The 18,113-nt window shown below is 60.9% G+C and carries 18 protein-coding genes; 15 read left to right on the plus strand and 3 right to left on the minus strand.

Going from position 1 to position 18,113, the window contains the following annotated elements; all coding sequences use genetic code 11:
- The 15 genes from ONB25_06010 to ONB25_06080 all read left to right on the plus strand — a co-directional run.
- Positions 1 to 813, plus strand: an 813-nt coding sequence (locus tag ONB25_06010; protein ID MDZ7392432.1) for an N-acetyltransferase, incomplete at its 5' end; no start/stop codon positions are given.
- A gap of 92 nt (positions 814 to 905) precedes the next feature.
- Positions 906 to 1,991, plus strand: a complete 1,086-nt coding sequence (locus ONB25_06015; GenBank protein ID MDZ7392433.1) for an energy transducer TonB — start codon at positions 906 to 908, stop codon at positions 1,989 to 1,991.
- Positions 1,992 to 2,112: 121 nt separating this feature from the next.
- The gene (locus ONB25_06020; protein MDZ7392434.1) at positions 2,113 to 4,470 is read left to right on the plus strand and encodes a transketolase; all 2,358 of its coding nucleotides are present in this window, start codon (positions 2,113 to 2,115) and stop codon (positions 4,468 to 4,470) included.
- A 9-nt stretch (positions 4,471 to 4,479) separates the two neighbouring features.
- On the plus strand, positions 4,480 to 5,523 hold the full coding sequence (locus ONB25_06025) for a Gfo/Idh/MocA family oxidoreductase (GenBank protein MDZ7392435.1): 1,044 nt from the start codon (positions 4,480 to 4,482) through the stop codon (positions 5,521 to 5,523).
- Positions 5,524 to 6,249, plus strand: coding sequence for an HAD family hydrolase (locus ONB25_06030; GenBank protein MDZ7392436.1), 726 nt, complete (start codon positions 5,524 to 5,526; stop codon positions 6,247 to 6,249).
- Between the two features lie 262 nt (positions 6,250 to 6,511).
- Entirely contained in the window at positions 6,512 to 7,075 is a 564-nt protein-coding gene (locus tag ONB25_06035) for a hypothetical protein (protein MDZ7392437.1), read from the plus strand.
- A complete protein-coding gene (locus ONB25_06040; protein ID MDZ7392438.1) occupies positions 7,072 to 8,145 on the plus strand; it encodes a 6-bladed beta-propeller in 1,074 nt (357 codons plus the stop codon). The genes ONB25_06035 and ONB25_06040 overlap by 4 nt, the downstream gene beginning before the upstream one ends.
- 591 nt (positions 8,146 to 8,736) lie before the next feature.
- Positions 8,737 to 9,186 (plus strand): hypothetical protein, encoded by a 450-nt coding sequence (locus ONB25_06045; GenBank protein ID MDZ7392439.1) that lies wholly within the window; start codon positions 8,737 to 8,739, stop codon positions 9,184 to 9,186.
- Complete coding sequence (locus tag ONB25_06050) at positions 9,183 to 10,292, plus strand: 6-bladed beta-propeller (GenBank protein ID MDZ7392440.1); 1,110 nt, start codon at positions 9,183 to 9,185, stop codon at positions 10,290 to 10,292. The genes ONB25_06045 and ONB25_06050 overlap by 4 nt, the downstream gene beginning before the upstream one ends.
- Positions 10,293 to 10,329: 37 nt before the next feature.
- Complete coding sequence (locus tag ONB25_06055) at positions 10,330 to 10,593, plus strand: hypothetical protein (protein ID MDZ7392441.1); 264 nt, start codon at positions 10,330 to 10,332, stop codon at positions 10,591 to 10,593.
- A 189-nt stretch (positions 10,594 to 10,782) separates the two neighbouring features.
- Positions 10,783 to 11,223 carry a DoxX family membrane protein gene (locus ONB25_06060; GenBank protein MDZ7392442.1) on the plus strand — a complete coding sequence of 147 codons (441 nt, stop codon included), beginning with the start codon at positions 10,783 to 10,785 and terminating at the stop codon, positions 11,221 to 11,223.
- 421 nt (positions 11,224 to 11,644) lie between these two features.
- Positions 11,645 to 12,058, plus strand: a complete 414-nt coding sequence (gene nikR, locus ONB25_06065; GenBank protein ID MDZ7392443.1) for a nickel-responsive transcriptional regulator NikR — start codon at positions 11,645 to 11,647, stop codon at positions 12,056 to 12,058.
- A gap of 53 nt (positions 12,059 to 12,111) precedes the next feature.
- Entirely contained in the window at positions 12,112 to 13,986 is a 1,875-nt protein-coding gene (locus ONB25_06070) for a TonB-dependent receptor (GenBank protein ID MDZ7392444.1), read from the plus strand.
- Positions 13,987 to 13,994: 8 nt separating this feature from the next.
- The gene (locus tag ONB25_06075; GenBank protein MDZ7392445.1) at positions 13,995 to 14,504 is read left to right on the plus strand and encodes an ECF transporter S component; all 510 of its coding nucleotides are present in this window, start codon (positions 13,995 to 13,997) and stop codon (positions 14,502 to 14,504) included.
- The gene (locus ONB25_06080) at positions 14,497 to 15,105 is read left to right on the plus strand and encodes a methyltransferase domain-containing protein (GenBank protein ID MDZ7392446.1); all 609 of its coding nucleotides are present in this window, start codon (positions 14,497 to 14,499) and stop codon (positions 15,103 to 15,105) included. The genes ONB25_06075 and ONB25_06080 overlap by 8 nt, the downstream gene beginning before the upstream one ends.
- Before the next feature lie 21 nt (positions 15,106 to 15,126).
- On the opposite strand, the gene ONB25_06085 is transcribed toward ONB25_06080, so the two are convergent.
- The 3 genes from ONB25_06085 to ONB25_06095 form a co-directional block, all read right to left on the minus strand.
- Entirely contained in the window at positions 15,127 to 15,804 is a 678-nt protein-coding gene (locus ONB25_06085; GenBank protein ID MDZ7392447.1) for a DUF374 domain-containing protein, read from the minus strand.
- Between the two features lie 137 nt (positions 15,805 to 15,941).
- Complete coding sequence (locus ONB25_06090; GenBank protein ID MDZ7392448.1) at positions 15,942 to 17,216, minus strand: tetratricopeptide repeat protein; 1,275 nt, start codon at positions 17,214 to 17,216, stop codon at positions 15,942 to 15,944.
- 51 nt (positions 17,217 to 17,267) lie between these two features.
- Positions 17,268 to 17,783, minus strand: coding sequence for a hypothetical protein (locus ONB25_06095; GenBank protein ID MDZ7392449.1), 516 nt, complete (start codon positions 17,781 to 17,783; stop codon positions 17,268 to 17,270).
- Positions 17,784 to 18,113 lie beyond the last annotated feature (330 nt).

Raw genomic sequence — 18,113 nt, forward strand, 5'->3', positions numbered from 1 at the left:
GCCGCGCGGGACTGGCTAACGGCGCGCGGGATGACCGCCATGCGTGGTCCGATTAGCTTCGAGTCGCAGAACTGGGGCTTTATCGTCGAGGGCTTCGATGCGCCGCCCACCATCATGTCGCCGTACAACCCGCCTTTTTACAACCGGCAGATGGAAGCCTTTGGTCTGCGCAAGGTAAAGGACCTGGAGGTATACCGAGGGGACGCCGCCTCAGGGTATACGCTGCCGGAGCGCTTTGTGCGTCACCTGGGGCGCATTCAGCAGCGCTACGATGTGCGCGTGCGCACGGTGAATATGAGGGAGCTCGACCGTGAGGTGCGGCTCATCGTTGAGCTGGCCAATCGCTCCCTGGCTCACAATTGGGGCTACGCGCCGGTGACCGAGGCGGAAGCAGCGGACTTGGCCCGGAGCCTGAAGCTGGTCTTGGACCCTTCGGTGGTCTTTATCGTGGAAGCTGCCGGGCAGCCCATCGGCTTTTCCATTGCTCTGCCTGATGTGAATGAACTCCTCCGCGGGCTGAACGGCCGGCTTTTGCCTTTTGGCATTTTCAAGCTCCTGCTGGGCATGAAGAAGGTGAATAGCTATCGCATGTGGGCGTTGGGCATCGTGCCCGAGTTTCACCGCCGGGGCATCGATACCCTGCTTTACGTGAAGACGTACGAGGCGCTCAAACCGCGTGGCGCCCGTCTGGAGGCCAACTATGTGCTGGAGGACAATTTTGCTATGAAGGACGCCATCATCAAGCTCGGCTTGCAGATGGTGCGGCGTTACCGGGTGTATGAGATGCCTTTGACCGCCGCGGTGCATGCGTGAGGCTCGCCGATGGTCTGTGGTTCCATCCGAAAGAATGGGGAGGTGAAGACAATTGTACTTGTTCGAAGCGGACGAGGTGTGAAGTGCGTGGCATGAGGCGCGATCTGCAGGGGGTGGCGGCGTGTCTGTGGTTGGCGATGATGATCGCTGCGGCGCGCGCGGGACAGCAACCGCGAGTGACATTTTTTCAAGTGCGTGTCCTCGCCGGGTACGAAGGCTTGGCCGAGTCCGACTTTCCTGCAATGGAAAGCGAACCTACGGTCATGGTTGTACCCGCCAAAGAACGGCCTGGGGATGCTGCAGCTTGGCTCAAGGAACTGTTCAGGCTGGAAAGCGTTGATCCGCTGGAGTTGGAGACCATCGTCGAGGTCGTGAGTCCGCAAGTGAGCGGGGCCCAACCGTCGTTTTTCGACGCGGGCGAATCTGGGGAATTTCGGGTCTGGTGGTTCGGCGGCACTACCACGCCGTTGGCCGGATGGCTGAACGTGGCCCTGGGCGTGGATTGGCAGGGGGAGGAGCTGATTGCGCCCTTGCAAGTTCTGACCGCGCCCACGGAAATGGTGGTGGTCGCGCAACGTGTTGCGGCCGAACAGGGGATAGAAGAGCTCCAGTCCTTGTCCGATCTCAAGGAGCCGAGCCTGATCCTAATTTTGGTGATCACTGCCGAACAGGTGGTCGCTTCTGGAGAAGACTTTCGCCCGCTTGTTGACCGCTACCTGGCGTTGCGCGCGCAGCAAAAGCCCACTGGGGGGACTATTCCATTGGCAGAAGACCCCGGTTATGAGCTTCTCCGTGAACTCTTCGCGCAGCACTTCCGGAGCGCGGATTTGGAATACGGGGCAAACAAGCGCGTCCCGGTCAGCGCCGGTGGCTCGCGTCTGGAACTGACGCGCTACGACACTCCGCCGCAACTGGTGCGGGGCAATGAAGCAATCCGTGCGGCGCTGCTGCGCGTGTTTGAGCCGGCGGAGCTCTCGCGCTTTGCCCACAGCACGGTAAAGGTGTTGATCAATGAGAAGGGGAATGTGGAAGAGGTGCGGATAACCCCCCTCGTAAACCAGGAGGTGCGCAAGCGCTGGTGGCGCGCGTTGAAACTCCTACGCTGGCAGCCGGCCCTCCTCCACAACCGCCCTGTCCGTGCCTGGACGGTCATCCCCATTGGCGAGGCCCTGAAGTGATGAGGCACTACTGCATGCGGCCACGCGCGGTTTGACATTCTTTCTTCGGACGTTAGTGGATTGGAAGGTCGTTTGCGCTGGATAGAAACGCTGAGAAAGTCGGAAAGGCAAGGAGAGGTTCATGGGCTCGAACAACATCCCAAGATCGTTTCGACAGCTGGAACAAGAGTTTTCCCACTGGGAGAAGATCAAGGACATGATCGACCAGTGCATTGACTTTATGCTCAACCTCAGACAGAGCGGACACCCCGGTGGATCTCGCTCAAAGGTGCACGCGTTCGTGGTGACTGCTTTGAGCGGCGTCATGCGCTGGGACCCCCGGCACCCGGAAAAGCGCTTCGCAGACCGGTTTATCCTGGTGGGGGGGCATACAAACCCCTTGGTGTACGCGGCGCTGGCCGTCTTTAATGAAGCCCTGCGCCGCAAATACGAGCAGACAAAGGACAAGCGGTATCAGATTCCGGATGCGGACAAGCGCGCCGTCTTTTACGAGGATCTGCTCACCCTCCGTCGTCGGGGCGGGTTGCCCGGGCACGCCGAGATGGCCGGCAAGACGCTCTTTTTCAAGTTTAACACAGGCCCGTCCGCCCACGGCTCGCCGGTGGCTGCTGGCCAGGCACTAGCGCTCAAACTGGCAGGAGCGGAAGACGTGCGGGTGTTTGCCATGGAAGGCGATGGCGGCCTCACCCCGGGAGCGGCGCACGAAACGCAAAACAACGCCTACGGTCTAGGCCTCAATAACCTCTACTACCTCATCGATTGGAACGACTTTGGCATTGACGACCATCGCATCAGCTCCATCGTCTACGGCACACCCCAGGATTGGTTCAGCGCCCACGGATGGCGGGTGGTGGGTACCGAACAGGGTATGGAGTGGGGCCCGGTCACGAAGACGATTCTGGAACTGGTCTACGGCGAGAACCCGAAAAAGGTGCCCAACGCCGCCTGGTTCAAGACGCGCAAAGGGCGCGACTATGGCATTTTTGACAACAAGTCCCACGGCATGCCGCACACGCCCATGAACAGCCCAGTGTTCTGGGAATGGCGCAAGGGCTTCATGGAGCGCTATGGTATCAGCTTCGAGGGCTTCGGCCAACCTGCCCCCGCTACGGCTGAAGAGCGCCGTGAGCAGACCCGACGTAACCTTCGCCACGTGATGGAGGTCTATGACCAAAACCCGGACCTGGTGGACTATGTGGCGGACCGCCTGGTGGAACTCGGCGAGTCCATCCCGGAGGACAAGCCAGCGCTGCGCTATTTCTTTGAGCAGAACCCGGCGGCCGATCCGGTGATCACCGATTACCGCCAATACCCGCCTGAGCTTTTTGTGAAGCCCGGTGAGAAGGCCCCCAACAGGGCCGCGCTGGCGAAGTTTGGAGCTTGGGTCAATGCCTATACGCAGAAAAAGTATGGCCGTCCGTTGTTCATTGCAATGTCCGCCGACCTGGCCGAGTCGACCAACATCGCGGGCTTTGCCAAGAAGTGGGGTGACTTTCCCGGGTTTGGCGTGTACAATCGGGAGACAAATCCCGGCGGCTGCCTGCTGCCGCAGGCCATCACCGAATTCGCCAATGCGGGCATCTGTGCCGGCCTGGCGTGCGTGAACTTTGCCCGTGACCCATTTGCCGAATTCAACGGCTTCTACGGCGCCTGTTCCACCTACGGCTCTTTTGTCTATCTGAAATACGGGCCTTTGCGCCTGCTGAGCCAGCTTGCCCAGGACTGCGAGCTCAAGATCGGCAAGGTGCTCTGGGTGGTGGGCCATTCTGGGCCGGAGACGGCCGACGATTCTCGCACCCACTTTGGCATCTTTGCCCCGGGTGTGACGCAGCTCTTTCCGGAGGGACAGATCATCAACGTCTACCCTTGGGAGCACAACGAGGTGCCGGTAGTGATTGGGGCGGCCCTTGCCACCGACGTGCACATCATCGCCCTGCACCTGACGCGTCCGCCCATCGAGGTGCCGGATCGGCAGGCGCTGGGCATCCCCTCGCACTTTGAGGCTGCCAAAGGGGCCTATGTGCTGCGCGACTACCTCCCAGGCCAAAAGGTCGGCGGCACCATTTTCGTGCAAGGGACCAGCACGACGGCCAACGTGGTCAAAATTCTGCCTGAGCTGGCCAAGGAAAAACTGAACGTCAAGATCGTGGCGGCCATCAGTCCGGAGCTGTTCCGGCTGCAACCGGCCGCCTATCGCCAGTCGGTGGTGTCCGAGAGCGAATGGATGGACTCCACGGTGATCACCAACGTGGCCAGGCGCGGCATGTACGACTGGATTGCGCACAAGGTGGCCATCGAGTATGCCATGTCTGCCGATTGGGACAACCGCTGGCGCACGGGTGGCACCGTGGACGAGGTCTGTGAGGAGGCACACATTTCGCCGGAGTGGCTGCTCAAGGGCATCGAGCGCTTTGTGCGCGATAGGGACAAACGCCTGCGGGCCATAAGGGACGCCTGCGACAAGGCTCTCAAGCATTAGGTGCACGCCATGAGCTCCCCTCGGCAAGGAACAAAGCGGGTTTCCCGGCCTATCAAGCTGGGCATCATCGGCACCGGGCTTGCCGCGCGCAACCTGCATTGGCCGGTGCTCAAGGAGCTGCCTGAGCTCTTTCGAGTCACCGCCGTATGCAATCGCGGGGAGGAGAAGGCCGCCGACTTTGCCAAGCTGGTGGGCCTGGACCATTACTACCTCGACTACGAGGAGATGGTGCGCGAGGCGGACATGGAGGCGGTGCTGGTGGCCGTGCCCATCGCGCTCAACTACCCGATCAGCCTGGCATGCGCCAGGGCCGGCAAGCATGTGATGTGCGAAAAGCCAGTGGCGGTGGACCTCGCGCAAGGACGCAAGATGATGCACCTGCCGGCCCAGTACGGCGTGGTGGTGCAGATTGCCGAGCAGTTCTACTACCGCGAAGACTTGCAGCGGGCAAAGGAATTGATTCAGAGCGGCGAGCTTGGCGAGGTCTTCCAGATTCGGATGGACGTGACCGCGAAGATTGACCCGAACTCCGGCAGTGGTGCCACAGGCTGGCGGATCAACCCTGCGCATCGCGGCGGGTTTGTCACCGACGCGGGTGTCCACCACATGGCGCAACTGCGCTTGCTTGGAGGTGAGGTAGCGCGCGTGCATGCTTTTGCCCGCAGGCAGAGTCCCCATTTTGGCGGCGTAGACAACGTCTGCGTGAACCTATTGTTTAGATCAGGCGCCATCGGCCACTATTCAGCTTCCTACACGGCCACGACGCGCGAGCGGTGGTGGGTAAAGTGCCTGGTGTTTGGAACAAAAGGCACCATGGAAGTAGGCCATGGCGAGCTCTGGTTGCAACCGGCAGGCACACGCAAACGCCACCACCTGCGCTGGCAGCCTTTCGACGCAGGGTACCGGAACCAGTGGTTGGCGTTCTATCGCGCCATCAGGGAGGGTGAACCACCCATTGCCTCACCGGCCCAGACCTACCGGGACCTGCAACTGATTCTCGCTGCACTGGACGCGGCGGAGCGTGGCGAGGTCACATCCTTGGAAGAGGAGTAGATGAGGAGCTCCCCGAAGAAACCCGTACTGGCGCTCTTTGACATCGACGGCACACTCCTGCACTCCGGCGGGGCGGGCAAACGGGCTATGGTGGCCGCCTTCCGCGACGTATTCGGGTGCGAGAATGGGTTCGCCGACGTGCAGATGGCCGGCCGCACCGACCCAGAGATTGTGCGCGAGGCGCTCCAGAAGCAGGGCATTGCCTGGGACCCAGCGCTGGTGGAGGCGTTCCGCAGACGCTATCTGGAGCTGATAGGACCTGAGCTGGAGGCGCCTTCGCCTACAAAGCGCCTCATGCCGGGAATCCCTGCCGTGCTCGATGCCTTGCAGGCTCTGGGGTTTGTGACCCTTGGGCTCCTGACCGGCAACTGGCGAGGTGGGGCGGAGGCCAAGTTGTCCCATTTCGGCATCAACGGCTATTTTCGCCTTGGCGCCTTTGCGGATGACGCCGAACAACGAGACCGTCTACTCCCCTTTGCGTTGCAGCGCATGCGACAATTGACGGGTCTTGCCATTCCCCCGGAGCGGGTGGTGGTCGTGGGGGACACTATCCGGGATATCGAGTGCGCGCGCCCCCACGGCGCTGTGACGCTGGCCGTGGCAACCGGAGGCAACACCGCGGCCGAGCTTGCCGCCGCCAGCCCTGATTTCCTCCTTGCGGATTTGTCCGACTTGGTGGCGGTGAGGGGCATTTTCAGGTCACTGGCTTTCTTGGGGGAGGGGTAAGCCGGGGGGCCTGGCATGAGTGCGGCCACCTCGGGGAGCATGTCAATATGCAGGTCTTTGTGCCCTCCGTTTTTTTTCCTGGCCGTGGCGAAAATTTTCCTTGATTTTTTCCTTATTTTTTTTTTTACAATCCAGAAGCGGAGAGAACGAGGGGCGGGCCAGAACCCGGAAGTGGACACCCATGGGCGGAATTGTGCTATGAGGGAGGGCCCGCACGACCGGGGGAAGGCACCCCTTTGGGTTTGCAGCAGGAGTAGCGCGCGTGCGGAGGCGAAGGTTGGCACCTCGGGCCATTGAGGGCAAACGGGTAGTTGGGGGGCTGGTGGTGCTCAATGCCGTCCTGCTGGCGGTGCTGGTGAGTGTGAGCCTGCGGTTGGTGAGGAATTTGGCCAGGGAAGCCAGCGCTCCTGGTCCCCGGCTGGTGGGGGCTGGCGCGGTGGTGGGCGAGGAGGCCCGGGCGGTTCTGAGCGGGGCGCTGGCCGACGAAGTGAGGCGCAGCGCCCTTGTGTTTTGGCCTGATTCCACCCACAGCAGGGCCGCCAGGTTTGTGCAGGCACTCGGGGGTAGGGCAGAGGTGAGTTCGGGGCATTGGCGGGTGGTGTTTGTGTGTGGGGCGAGGGAGCGATGTGCGGCGGAGCCGGCCGCGGTGGGGGGAGGGGCCTTTGTGCTTGTGGCTGACTCGCGCGGGGCATTGCGCAAGGAGCTTGGGGTGGTGTGGCGGGCGACGGTGATCGTGAGCTGGCCTGAGGGCAAGGTGCTGGAAAGCTACCCGTACGCGTTGAATCCGGTGGTGTTGTACGAGCGTCTGCAGAGGGAGGAATCATGAGGTGGAGGGCTCTTGCCTGGGTATTATTGGCGGCGATGGGCGTAGTGGTGGGGTGTGGGAGGCGGGAGCCGCAGAGGCCATCGGTGGCGGAGTATGCCAAGCGGCTGAAGCCGCTGCTTGAGGCGGCGCCCAAGAGCGTGATCGAGCTTGATGCGCTGGAGCCGGAGGTGATCTATCCGGATTTGGTGATCCCTAGGGACACCACACAGAAGGAGGGAGGGTTGTTCTTGGCGGCTCCCTCGGGCGTGGTGGTGTTGCGGGATAGCGTCTACATCACTGACTGGATGAATCATTGCATCATGGTGGCAGATATGGAGGGGAGGTTGGACAGGGCGATTGGGCGCCGCGGCCAGGGGCCAGGCGAGTTTGACACGCCAGTGGGGATAGCGGCAAACAGCGCCTCACTGTTGGTCGCGGAGTTCGGCAACAGGCGCGTGCAGGTTTTCGACCATGCCTTAGCTTACCTTGGCTCCATCCCTGCGGGCTTCTATCTCGGCCGCCCGGCGGGGATCGGCGCCTCGGATCGGCGATTCTTTATCCCCGGCGGGCTTGTCCAAGACTCGCTGCTGGCCATCTACGAGGCGTGCCGACCTTATCGCCGCATCGGTTCATTGATGCCTCCTGTTGCTTCATCACCTGCCTACGCCAATGCGCTGAGGCAGGTGCAAGCGGCCAGCAATGCTGCAGGTCTCCTGGCTGTGGCTTACAGCGTGCTGCCCTATGTGTTTGTATTCGACTCCGAGGCGAGGCAAGTGGCCACCATAGAGTTCCGCGGCCGGGAGGTTCGAGAACTGGACGAGAAGCCCAAGGGAGTGGAATTCAGGGGGACAGGCCCAACAGTCTGGACTAGGGGCTTCATTTGGGGCCTCAGCGTCCTAACAGACGGTACTCTACTTGTCAATGTCCCAAAGAAGACTCTGATATTGCGCCAGGGGCGCCACGGATACGAGGTTCAGAGGTGTGTCCATCTGGAGGGCACAGAGGGTCCATGGGCGTGGTGGTATCATAACGGGAAGGTGTACACGTCCAGCAGGGATGGAACGAGAATACTTGTGTATTCATTGGGCTGACTGCGTGCGGCGGGGTTGTGGCAGAAAGGCTGGTGAGGGAGGTCGGAGCCCGAGGAGGAGACGGCGATGCGTTCAAGAATCAAGGTTCTGCTGACGGCGCTCGTACTACAGGCGTCGTTGGTCCTGTCTTTGCTGTCAGTGGGGCAGCTGATGGGGGCAGGAGGGGGCAGCGCCAGTGCGGAGTGCCCAGACGCCTGTTACGCAAGCTGCAAGGTCTCGCACTGCGTGGGCCAAACATACGGCTGCTACGCTACTCCCTGCGATGTCACTAGTCCGCAGTGCGTGTGCTTTTGCGGCACGGCGGTCTTCGAGACATCGTGCGGAGGTACCCAGCAGTGACCTTTGCGTGACAGCCGAAGGCCGTGGGGCGTTAGAGTACGTCCCCACGGCCTTGCTCTCGCGCGACCGATTGGGCTTCACGCTCGGCCAAATGGGTGTCGGGAAGTTATTACGCATGGGATTCACTCCAGGCTGGAAGGGAGAGAGCGAAACATGGCGGCCCCGTTGGGGAAGGGTGCCCCCGGGTTGATGCATCACCCCCGTTGAAAAGCACACCGAGGCTGGCAGACCCACCTCACCGTGGCGGTTCGCGTGCTACCGGGTGCCCTCCTGCTCTTGTCGGCCATCGCCAAGCTTCACGACCCTTCGCCTTCCCTCCGCTTCGTGGCGGCGATGGGGTTCAGGCGGCCATTGGCCTATGCCACTCTGGTGGGGGTGACCGCAGCCGAGCTAGGACTGGGCCTGGTCGCCCTGCTTGGGCTCTATCCCCGCGTAGTATCACGCCTTATGGCGGTGCTCTTTGCTGGGTTTGTGCTGGTGCTGGCTTACGCCCTGCTGCGCCGGGTGGGAGGTTCCTGCGGCTGTTTTGGCCGGATAGTGCTGGTGAAGGTGTGCCTTGCCGGGAGTGGGCGCGACCTACTCTTGGCGGCGCTGGCGTCGGTGGCGCTCGGGGGTACAAGTGGACAAGAGAACTTACGCGCCCGCGGCAAATGGACGCCGTTGGGCCTTGCTGAGTGCGTCTGCGGAGAAGGAGAGGAATGATGAGCGGAGGTGAGAGACTGCGGGCCATGGCGGTGGTCCTGGGGCTGGCAATACTGGTGGGATGTTGCAGCCGGGAGGAGGCCAGGCCATCGGTGGCGGAGTATGCCAAGCGGCTGAAGCCGCTGCTTGAGGCGGCGCCCAAGAGCGTGATCGACCTTGATGGGGTGGAGCCGGAGGTGATCTATCCGGATTTGGTGATCCCTAGGGACACCACGCAGAAGGAGGGAGGGTTGTTCTTGGCGCAGCCCTCAGGGATATTGGTGCTGCGGGACAGCATCTACATCACCGATGCGAAGGACCATTGCATTAAGGTTGCGGACATGGAGGGAAACCTTATCCGGACCATTGGCCGGAGAGGGCAGGGGCCAGGGGAGTTCAATCAGCCTTGGGAGATAGTGGCAAATGACAGCTTTGTCTTTGTCTACGACGTGGGGAACAGCAGAGTTCAGATCTTTGCCCATGACTTTCGCTATGTGGCGAGCCTGCCGGCGTTGTACATGCTGCTGCCGCCGGTAGGTGGCTTGGCAGCGGGCAATCGCAACCTCCTGGTGCATGGCTTTGTCACTGACAGCATGTTGGTGCGGGTGTACCGGGCGCAAAGGCCCTTCTCGCTCTGTTACGCTTTCCTGCCCCTTGTGGTTCCTTATCGCAGGCAGCCGAGGGTGATGAATAGCGTGGCCTTAGCGAGCACACCGGACGGTCGGTTTTGTGTCGGCTTTGTGTGTCTCCCTTATGCCTTGGTGTTTGACTCCACGGGTACGCAGGTAGCAACCCTAGAGTTTCGGGGCAGGGCGGTGAAGCGGCTTGATGAGCCTGTCTCTGCCAAGCGCCTCGCAGGGGTACCCCCGGGGGCCGGCAGAAGGAGATTCATGGGTAGCATCCGGATAGAGGGCAATTGGGGCGTGCGAACGCTGGTGATCTCTGGGCCCGATGTTGCTGACCTCTTGTTCCTACAGCGCCACGGCGAGTCCTATCGGTTAGAAAAGAGGCTGAGACTCCCCAACACCTTCAGCGAGCCCTTTTTCCTCTCCGAGGATGCCCTGTACGTGGCAATGGATTGGCGGGGCATGGTGTACAGGTACAAACTAAAGGGAGAGGGTTTGTGATGTTGCGTTAGTTCTAACGGGGAAGGAGGACTTTACCATGAGAGCGAGGAATGGCCTTAGGTTCTTGCTGGCTCTGTTGTTTGTGCAGGTCAGCCTGGTCCTCACGTTGCTTGGGGTGCACCAAGCGCTGGGCGTGGGCGGACACGCGGAAGCCTGGTGCAATGCCGACAAGTGCCCTGGTGGCTGCATAACGTGGTGCGACCTCACCCAGTACGGCTGCATGACCATTGGCAGCTGTTTCTGTGGGTGCTGGTGCGGCAGCGGACCGATGTGGACTTTCGACTGCGCAACACAACAATAGCAGTCAGCCCACATTGCTCGAGGCCAGGCGGTCTCTTGGTGGCGCCGCGCCGCCTTTGGCTATGGGGCCTATTCGGCGCGGTGGGGCGTGGTGCTAGCTCCGCGGAGTGGACTTGCGAGTCCGCAAGGCTTTCTGTTGCCCGCAGGTGGCGCGGGCTGGCGCCGGATTGTTGGCCATGAGGGACCGGAGATGAAGCGAGAGCTATATGAAGTGGCATTGCGAGCGTGGCGTTTTCTTCCAAAAGTGCTGCGCCTCCTCCTCGGGGGTCTGCTTGTGTTCTCGGCGGTGGCCAAGCTTCACGACCCTTCGCCTTACCTCCGCTTCGTGGCGGCGATGGGGTTCACGCGGCCATTGGCCTATGCCACTCTGGTGGGGGTGACCGCAGCCGAGCTGGGACTGGGCCTGCTCGCGCTGCTTGGGCTCTACCCCGGCGGGGTATTACGCCTTATGGCGGTGCTCTTTGCTGGGTTTGTGCTGGTGCTGGCTTACGCCCTGCTGCGCCGGGTGGGAGGCTCCTGCGGCTGTTTTGGCCGGATAGTGGGGGTGAAGGTGGGCCTTGCCGAGATGGGGCGGGATTTGGTCCTGGCATGCCTTGCCCTGCTGGCGGCGCGGGGGTATCGTCACCAATAAGACACCGGGTAAATCCACCGCCTGTCGGGCTTGCCCATTCCACTCTCCGCCGCGGCCCAAGGCCATTCGCAATGTGACGGCGCGCCTCGGCTGCTCCGACTCTTCCTCCCCCCTCCTACACCGGCCGGTACTTGAGTCCCTGTGCGAGCTCCCGCCCGTTGTGTCCAAGTGTCTTGATAGAGAAAGCGTCCCAACTCCGTCGCTGAGCCGGTGAGGATTTGCCTGGGGTCGCGAGCACTTTCGAAGCTGCGGTTCCGAGTGCGGCCGTGCCTCCAGCGCCTGGTTTCGGTGCCGCTGAAAGCTCCAGGCCAGAGACGCCCGAAGTTGTTTTTTTCCGCTCCCTCGAGCAATTTCTCCTTGATTTTGGCGCCAATTGGTGTTACATTTTTAGAAAACGTGGCACAAGAAAGGGAATAAAAAGATGCTGACCAGATTTGGCATATCCCTGGAGGCCGAGCTGCTGGAGCGGTTCGACAAAATGATCGCGGAAAAGGGCTACACCTGCCGCTCCGAGGCCATTCGCGATCTGATCCGCGATGCGCTTGTCCAGCGCGAGTGGGAAAAAGAAGCCGGCGAGCGCGTGGGGACCATCACGCTCATCTACGACCACCACCTGCGTGAGCTCCCCGAGCGGCTCACCGAGCTCCAGCACCGGTACACCGGCCAGATTATCTCCACCATGCACGTGCACCTGGACCACGACAACTGCTTGGAAGTGCTGGCGGTGCGCGGCGAAGCACAGGTGGTGCGAAACATTGCCGACCAACTGATCGGCACAAAGGGGGTCAAGCACGGCAAGCTGGTCACCACCACCACCGGGCGCGAGCTGAAGTGAGGTCTTTGCGGGCAATAGGTGCACGAAGGACGTCCGAAGAAAAGGAGGCTGTAATGAGGGTTGCGTTGCTCTTGACGACGTGGGGTTTGGGGTTGCTCAATGCCCATGGGGAGACGCCTACCGCCGAGAAGGGTTCCGCCGACTCTGTCAAGTACCGCTTCAACCCCGTCGTGGTGACCGCTACCAAGCTCAGCCAAGCGCAGCGCGACATAGCGGCCAGCATCACTGTGATAGATGGCGCCAAGCTAACGCTTGCGCCCAGTGCCGCCGTGCTTGACGTGGTGCAGAGCCATGTGCCTAGCCTGCACCTGACGCAGTGGGGTGTGATGGGTTACGGCGTGGCCGGCAGCGCGGCGGGCAAGATTGCCCTGCGGGGCGTAGGGGGCACTGCCGATACGCACGTGCTGATCCTGCGCAACGGCCGCCCGGACTTCATGGGGCTGATGGGATGCACCATCGGCGACGAGTTTGTCACTGACGGAGTGGAGCGCGTGGAGGTGGTGCGCGGCCCGGCCTCGTTTCTGTACGGCACCAATGCCACGGCCGGAGTGATCAACATCGTCACCGCGGGGTTGGATCGTCCGGGATTTGCGACAAGGATCAGTGGTGGAGTTGGCAGCTTCGCCACCCGACGCCTCGCGGCTTACCATGCCGGGCGGGTTGGGAACTTCAGCTACCAGCTCACCGCCGCGCGGCGTACCACCGACGGCCATCGCCACGATGGCAACAGCGCCTACGAAGGCAATTTTATCACCACCCATGCTGGCTACGCGCTCGGACAGCGCACACAGCTGGAGGCCAATGTCACCCTCGCCGACCTCATGCTGCATGACCCTGGACCAGTCACCAAGCCTGCGCGCGATGACTGGTATGACGTGCGTCGCTGGGGTGGCGATCTCACCTTGACCCACAGGAGCAGGGTGGGGGAGAGCTACCTCAAGCTGCATGGCAATTTTGGACGCCATCGCTTTTTCGATGGATGGCGCTCATACGATCGCATGCTTGGGTTAATGTTCTACCACAACCTCCGTCTTGTGCCCGGCAATACCACCACCGTAGGGTTTGACCTCAAGCGCTACGGGGGTGACGCCGAGAACACCAAGAGCCACACGCAGTATGGCAAGTATTACCTGAGCGAGTGGGCTCCCTACGTGCACGTGCAACAACTGCTGCTCAAGAGGTTCATCGCTTCGCTTGGGTTCCGTGTGGAGCATCACGAGTTGTACGGCACTGTACTCCTGCCCAAGCTGGGTCTGGTGGCCCACGCCACGGCTACCACGACCGTGCGCGCAGCGTTATCCAAGGGCTTTCGCAGCCCTTCGATCCGCGAGCTGTATTTCTTCCCGCCGCACAACCCGGAGCTCTTGCCGGATGAAATCTGGAACTATGAGGTAGGGGTTGCGCAGGACCTAACCGCTCGCGCCAGGGTCGAGGCAACCGTTTACCGTCTCCGCGGCGACAATCTGATCGTCCTGGCCAGGAATACTTCGCCGCCCCCGCCGTTTCGCCTGGCCAATGCCGGCAAGCTGGCCAACACAGGCTATGAGCTAAGCTGGCAATGGGAGCCCGTGGACAGGGTGCAGCTCGGTGGCTCTTGGTCGCACATCGTGAGGATGGATGTCCTGGTAGCGAATGCGCCGCGTAGAAAGCTCACTGCCTATGCTTCGGGACGTATCGGCGGCCTGCGCCTGATGGGAGAACTGAATGCGGTGCAGGACTGGTATGGGCGAGACAACGCTTCACCGAAGCCCAATTTCTATCGCATGGACGACTACCTGGTGGTCAACGTGTACGCGGAGGCGCGGCTGGTGGGGCCGCTGGGCGCGCGTCTGAGTGCACGGAACCTGCTTGATGCCAGCTATCAAGCAATGTGGGGCTACCCCATGCCGGGCCGGACCGTGGATGCCGAGCTGACGGTGAACTTTTGAGAAAGGCGATGCCAGCAAAGCATTTAAGCCTCTCGGGGCTGTTCGTGGCCATGGGCGTATTGATACCCATCGTATTTCATGCAGTGGGGTTGGGCAGTGTATTCTTGCCCATGTTCCTGCCGTTGGCCGCGGCTGGGTTCTACCTTCCGCTTCTTGCGGCGATGTCGGTGGGTCTGTTGACGCCGATGGTTTCGGCGCTTGCTACCGGCATGCCCCCGCTTTCTCCTCCAGTGGCGCAACTCATGGCGTTGGAAGGGCTAGCGCTGACAGGTGTGGTAGGGTGGCTTACTGGGCGTCGCTTGCCCGCGATGCTTGCCCTCCTGGCAGGACTGGCAGCATCGCGGGCCGTCATGGTGCTGTGGATTGTGGCGCTGGTCCCGCTATTAGGGTTGCCTGCGAGGGCGCTATCCGCAGCTGCCCTCCTGCAGGGATTGCCGGGGATCGTACTCATTCTCGTAGTGGTGCCTGTAGTCTTGAGACGAGTGCCACCGCAAAGCCGGAGGGGCAGCCATGCGTGACGAGCGCCGCGCATTTTTCGAACAGCTGGCTAATTCCTGGGACCTAGCGGCAGGAAACGAGTCATTGCCATATGTCATGGAGCGGCTGCAAATCCAGCCGGGAGAACGCATTCTGGACGTCGGCGCGGGCACAGGAAGGCTATCCCGTGCCTTGGCCAAAGCAGTGGGCCCCCAGGGGTTTGTGGTGAGCATGGACTTTTCTCTTGCAATGCTCCGCGCGGGGAAGCGGAAGGAGTACCCGTCACGGCAACATTTCCTTTGTGCCGACGCGGTGGACCTTCCCTTCGTCCATGCATGCTTTGACCGGGTGGTGTGCTTCTGCTGTTTTCCGCACTTTCGGGACCAGCACGCGGCGCTCCAAACCTTATCCCGAACCCTTGTGCCCGGCGGAAGGTTGTACGTGATTCACGAGGATTGCAGCCAGTCAGTCAACGCCATGCACCGTCAGATCGGTGGCATTGTAGCTCACGACTATCTCCCCTCCGCGGAGGCATTGGGCGCCATGATGCAGAGCTGCGGTCTGCGCTGCATGGTGAAAGAGGAGCGGCCGGCACTCTTCTGGTGTGAAGGCGTGCGCGAAACACGCGCGGCTGAGTCGTAGAGCGGGTGGAGTCTGTCCGGTTCAGCGCTGTGCCAAGCTGTTGAGGGCTGCGCGGTGGTAGTTAGCGCCTACGAGCAGGTCGGCATGCAGGGTAAGGTCGTCCAGCGTCCGGTCCAACTCGGCAAGGGAGGTGGGCGCCATTGGCTTGCCCACAATGGCCACACAGCGAGAGAAAGGCCTCGGCAGTAGGTAACGGCACCAGGTGCGCTTCAGGACCCAGGCGCTGCTGGCGCTCGCAGACACCGGGGCGATGAGTAGACCGAGCTTCTGCGCCAAGAACAACACCCCGGGCTTGGCATGGAACGCCGGCCCGTGAGGGCCGTCCACCGCGAACGCTGCGGGATGCCCGGCATCGACCGCCTTTTTCATCATCAGCAGGGCCCGCATACCCCCGTGGCTGCTCGACCCCCTGACCACTGTGTAGCCAAAGCGCTGCAAGATACGCGTCTGAATGTCACCTGCCCAGCTCAGGTCGCTCATCAAGGCGATATTCCAGTAAGAAAACTGGGGCACAAGCAGGAACTGCCTGCCATGCCAGAAGGCAAACACCAAGGGGTGGTGGTGCAGCTCCTCTTCAACCTGAGGGTGGAGTACGATGCGCACGCGCAGGGTACTGGTCAGCAGGCGTATAGCCGCGAAGCCAAACAGGGCCAGCGCCGCCACAAAGGCACGAGAATAGGTGATCTTACGGCGTAGCATTTTCACGCGGAGCCGCAGTGTAAGCCGAGCGGTATGTTGGGATGCTTCCCTGTCGCTTTTCTCCATCGCGCTGCTAACAGAAGCGCCGTCTGAACGGTTTCTTCAGACGGCGCCCAGCCTTTCGTTTGGTGAGCTCGTTACCCTCTCAGCCGCCTGAGGTAGGATTCGGCTTTGGGTACATATTCACTGTCTGGATAATCGCGGAGCAGGGCCTCCATAGAAGAACGCGCACGTTCATTGTCGCCCAGCTTCATGTAGCACCTGCCGATCATGAGCGTGGCGTCATCCTTCTTGTACGAAGACTCGTAGGAGAACACCTTCTCGAAGGCATCTCTGGCTGCGGAATAGTCGCCAAGGCCAAAGTACGACTCCCCAATCCAATACTGACAGTTGCTTGCCAGACGGTGGTCTGGGTATTCCTGCAACAAGGCGGTGAATTTCTGGATGGCGCCATTGTAGTCGCGGCTGTAATAGGAGCGCAGGGCATCCTCATAGGAGGCAGAAAATGCACCGGTTACCGCTGGAGCAGCAGCCGGCGCCACACGTTTCTTCCTCAGCTCGTCCTCCAACTCCGCAATGCGGTCGACCCTAAAATCCAACTCCGTACGAAGCGCCTCGATCTCTCGCTCCTTTTCCGCGATGACGCGGTTGAGTTCGTCAAGCTTCGATTTGAGGGCAAGATACTCCTCCATCGTAACCTTGCTCTCGGCCGACTCGGTGAGGACCAGTTTTTCCTCGAAGGCTCTGAACTTTGCGGTATCGGCTGGTTCTTCTTTCTCAAGCCACTTGGCCAGGTCCTTTTCATCCATGGCGATGAGCTCAGAAGGTTTCTCCGCAGGTGCCAACCTATCCTTGAAATAGTAGGTGAACCCCGCCCGGACTTGCAGATAGCCGTCTTTTTCTTGTCGGACGATTCCATCATAGCCATCGCCGGTGGTATGTCGATAGTCGGCGTAGAACTCGAGTGAGGTACGGGGCTGGAGCACTACTTCCAGACCGCCGCCGAATATGAATGACCCGTCGAAGTATCGCGGCCAGTTTTCGTATTGCCAGTTGAAAATGCCCAAACCGAACACCAGATAGGGGATGATGTGCCTTGGGCTGCTCAGCGCCAAGTGCCCTTTTAGATCGGCATTGATCAGGTTGGTGGTGAAGGTGGCGCTGGAAAAACTATCGGTGAGCTGGCCGTAGCCGAGGCTGGCCACAACGCTGAACTTGGAGCCCAGGAGGTATTTGACAGTGCCCTCCGCTCCAGGGGCAAAACTGGTGTGATAGATATCGCAGTAGAGCTTTTGTGCTCCAAGGTTAAAGCCAAGCCCTAATCGATCCTTAATCCCCTGCCCGGCCGCCTGCCCTCCTGCGATCCCAATGCACACCGTAGCGAGTAGGACAATGCTTCTTCTCCGGCTCATACTCTGGTTTCCTCAATCGTGAAGGGGTAGTATCCTCGGTTTGTCCGTGTTTTAGAGATAATCGCGCAAGTCAGCAGGCAGCACCTCGCTCAGGGACAACCTTTGGCCTGAATAGAGATTGTAGGCACCCAGGAGCTGCGACATCCGCACCTTCGCGTCCCGGATGCGTTCGGTGCTGGCTCCTTGCTCCACTTCATGCCGAAAAGCAAGAATCTCGTCGCCCAATCGCTCAAAGTAGTAGACCTTCATAGACTCTCTGATGGCCGCCCTTACCTCGGCTTCCACGCGCTGTTCGCGGCTTGTGTTTTCGCTCGTTGGCTCTTGTGCCTTCTTGGTTTCTAACTCATCGTTTAGCCGGGTATCGGTACCCATGCATATGAACAGCGAAGGGGCGCGTTCGTAGAACCCCACTCTGGCCGCGAACTCCGAGAGCAGGTATTGTTCAACAAGTCGGCGCTCAGTAGCATCGGTCTCACGGTTTGTCCAGTAGCGCAAAGCATTTGTGTCTGGACTGTAGTCGACTCTGATCAGAAGATCGACCGAAGAGAAGTATAGGAGTTCATTCATGGTCCGATGCGCGCCAACTCTGATTCAGATGTAGCCTTCGGTTTCGGAACTGCAAACACCGTGCCTTTCTCTTAAGGCGCTACTTGGCCCCACGATCAAGCACTTAACGCACCTTAGCCCTCCGGGTATGGCGGGAGTTGTTCATTCCCGACGCACTGTTTCACCCTGGGGCACCCCCGACCAAACCCGTGAGAGGCGTTGATCAGCAGCCTCGTCTCCTTCTTAACGGCCCGCATCACCCGCTCGCGCGGTGTCCACGGGAACCCCGCTGAACCACAACCAAGCCAGCGAAACCAACCCTGCCCGTCCCCAGAGCGCGCAGCGCGAGTC

The organism is candidate division KSB1 bacterium, from assembly GCA_034506335.1.
Taxonomy (GTDB): domain Bacteria; phylum Zhuqueibacterota; class Zhuqueibacteria; order JANLFK01; family Oleimicrobiaceae; genus Oleimicrobium.